A 2604-nucleotide genomic window follows, 5' to 3' on the forward strand; every position below is an offset into this window, starting at 1 on the left:
TGCGCGTTTCGCATGATGGCGGGCACTGATTTCAGCTGATCGTGGGCAGCGATTTCACGGGAAGGCGGGCACCTGTTTCACGCGATCGCGGGCAGTGATTTCACGCGATCATGGGCAGGACTGGCCAACGAACTGCAGTTACTCCGCCTCCTTAAGAACAGGAGGATTGGAATGCCGACAGGACGTTTGACCATGCGCCGTATTCGGGACGTATTGAGATTGAGATTTGCCCAAGGGCTGAGCGAGCGTGCGATTGCCGCCTCGCTGGGGCTTGGGAAAGGAAGTGTTGGGACCTACCTGCGGCGCGCGCGCGCCGCTGGCTTGGCGTGGCCGCTGCCGGACGGTCTGGATGACGACAGCCTTGAGCTGTTGTTGTTTCCAAATGCATCGGATGTATCCGATCCGGACCGTCCAGTTCCGGATTGGGCGGCGGTGGACAAAGAGCTGCGCCGGCGCAGCGTGACCCGCATGTTGCTGTGGCAGGAGTATCGTGCGCAGCACCCCAACGGGTTTGGTTACACCTGGTTTTGCACCCATTTTGAGGCGTGGAAGGGCCGCGTCCGGCCGAGCATGCGACAAACACATGTCGGCGGCGAGAAGGTATTTATCGATTTTGCAGGCGACACGGTCGACATTGTCGATCCAGCCACGGGGGAGGTCAGCGAGGCCAAGCTGTTTGTCGCGGCGATGGGTGCATCGAGCTATACCTATGCTGTGGCCGTCGCCAGCGAAGGGCTTGAGGACTGGATTGCGGCCCATGTCGGAATGTTCGCTTATCTGGGCGGCGTGCCGCAGGTCGTCGTGCCTGACAATCTCAAGTCGGCCGTGATCAAGGCAGACCGGTATGATCCTGGCTTGAACCGCACATATGCCGAAATGGCGGAACATTACGGCACGGCGATCCTGCCTGCGCGCGTGCGCAAACCCAAAGATAAAGCCAAGGTCGAGGTGGCCGTGCAGGTGGCCCAACGCTGGATCCTCGCGCGGTTGCGCAATCACAGGTTCTTCTCGCTGGCTGAGCTGAATGCCGCCATCCGGCCGTTACTGGACACATTGAATATGCGTGTCATGCGCGATTATGGGGCAAGCCGGGCGGATCTGTTTGCGACGCTCGATCGCCCGAACCTGCAGCCATTGCCAGCGGAACCCTATGTCTTTGCGCGTTGGAAACGTGCCCGTGTTGCGCCGGATTATCATATCGAGGTGGATCGCTGTTGGTATTCCGTGCCGTTCAGCCTGATCCGGCAGGTGGTTGACGCACGCATCACCCACCGGACCGTAGAGATATTCCATCGTGGCACGCGTGTCGCCAGTCACCTGCGTGATCCCGGACGCCGCAGCCATATCACGGCGCCAGAGCATATGCCCTCAGCCCACCGCCGCTATGCGCAATGGTCGCCTGCGCGGATCCTGAGCAGTGCTGCAAAGCTGGGACCCTCGGTAGCTGCGTTTTGTGACATCGTGATGCAGGACAGGCCGCATCCCGAGCAGGGCTTCCGGACCTGCCTGGGCATACTGTCGCTGGCCAGAAGCTTTGAGCCGCAACGGCTTGATGCTGCGTGTCGTCGCGGGATCAGCATCAGAGCCCGGTCGGTCTCATCCATCCGTTCCATCCTGAAGACCGGGCTTGATCAGGCCTTCATGGACCCCGAACCCGAAGAACTGCCGCTGCAACACCCCAACATCCGCGGCCAGAAATATTATCACTGAAAAGGAGACAACCCTTGCTGACACATCCCACTTGCGACCGCCTGGAGGCGATCGGGCTGACCGGTATGGCACAGGCCCTGCACGAGCAGCGCCGCGCTGGCGCCATGTTCCAAAGTCTCAGCTTCGAAGAAAGGCTGGGCCTGCTTGTCGATCGCGAAGCGGCAGAGCGTGATGCCAAGAGACTGGCAACCCGGTTGCGCTTTGCCGCCCTGCGTCATGCAGCCTGCGTTGAAGATATCGATATGCGCAGCTCGCGCGGCATCGATGCAGGTGTCATGGCGCATCTGATCGATGGTAGCTGGATCAACCGCCATGAAAATCTGTTGATCACTGGCCCAACAGGCTTGGGAAAAAGTTGGATTGCCTGCGCCCTCGGAAACAAGGCCTGCCGTGATGATCGGCGCGTCGTCTATCACCGTGTGCCCCGCCTGTTCCAGATGCTGGCCATCGCCAGGGGCGACGGACGGCATGCCCGTGTCCTCAAGGCAATCGAACGCACTGAATTGCTGATCCTCGACGATTGGGGGCTGTCAGTTCTTACACCGACCGAGCGTCGCGACCTGCTTGAAATCCTCGATGACCGCCAAGGTCGTGGTTCAACCATTGTGACCAGCCAGTTGCCTGTCGATCAATGGTTCGAGGTGATCGGAGATCCCACTCTCGCAGATGCCATCCTTGACCGACTGGTCCACAATGCACACCGCCTGACGCTCACAGGCGACAGCATGCGCAGAAAAATGACCACGATGAAAACGCTTGACCAGGGCGCCCAGACCTGACTCTATGAAACCTGTTGGCCAGCCTGCCCGAGGGCGTGAAATGGCTGCCCGCGATGCCGTGAAACGCGTGCCCGAGATCACGCGAAATCACTGCCCAAATTCCGCGAAATGCGCA

The 2604-nt window shown here is 60.2% G+C and carries 2 protein-coding genes; both read left to right on the forward strand.

Annotation, left to right across the window (positions count from 1 at the left end; translation table 11 throughout):
* The first annotated feature begins 171 nt into the window (after positions 1 to 171).
* Positions 172 to 1710 carry an IS21 family transposase gene (gene istA, locus PUT78_RS23330; RefSeq protein WP_274354611.1) on the forward strand — a complete coding sequence of 513 codons (1539 nt, stop codon included), beginning with the start codon at positions 172 to 174 and terminating at the stop codon, positions 1708 to 1710.
* A gap of 14 nt (positions 1711 to 1724) precedes the next feature.
* The gene (istB, locus tag PUT78_RS23335; protein WP_274354612.1) at positions 1725 to 2489 is read left to right on the forward strand and encodes an IS21-like element helper ATPase IstB; all 765 of its coding nucleotides are present in this window, start codon (positions 1725 to 1727) and stop codon (positions 2487 to 2489) included.
* The last annotated feature ends 115 nt before the right edge of the window (positions 2490 to 2604 follow it).

This window comes from Roseinatronobacter alkalisoli (assembly GCF_028745735.1).
Lineage (GTDB): Bacteria > Pseudomonadota > Alphaproteobacteria > Rhodobacterales > Rhodobacteraceae > Roseinatronobacter > Roseinatronobacter alkalisoli.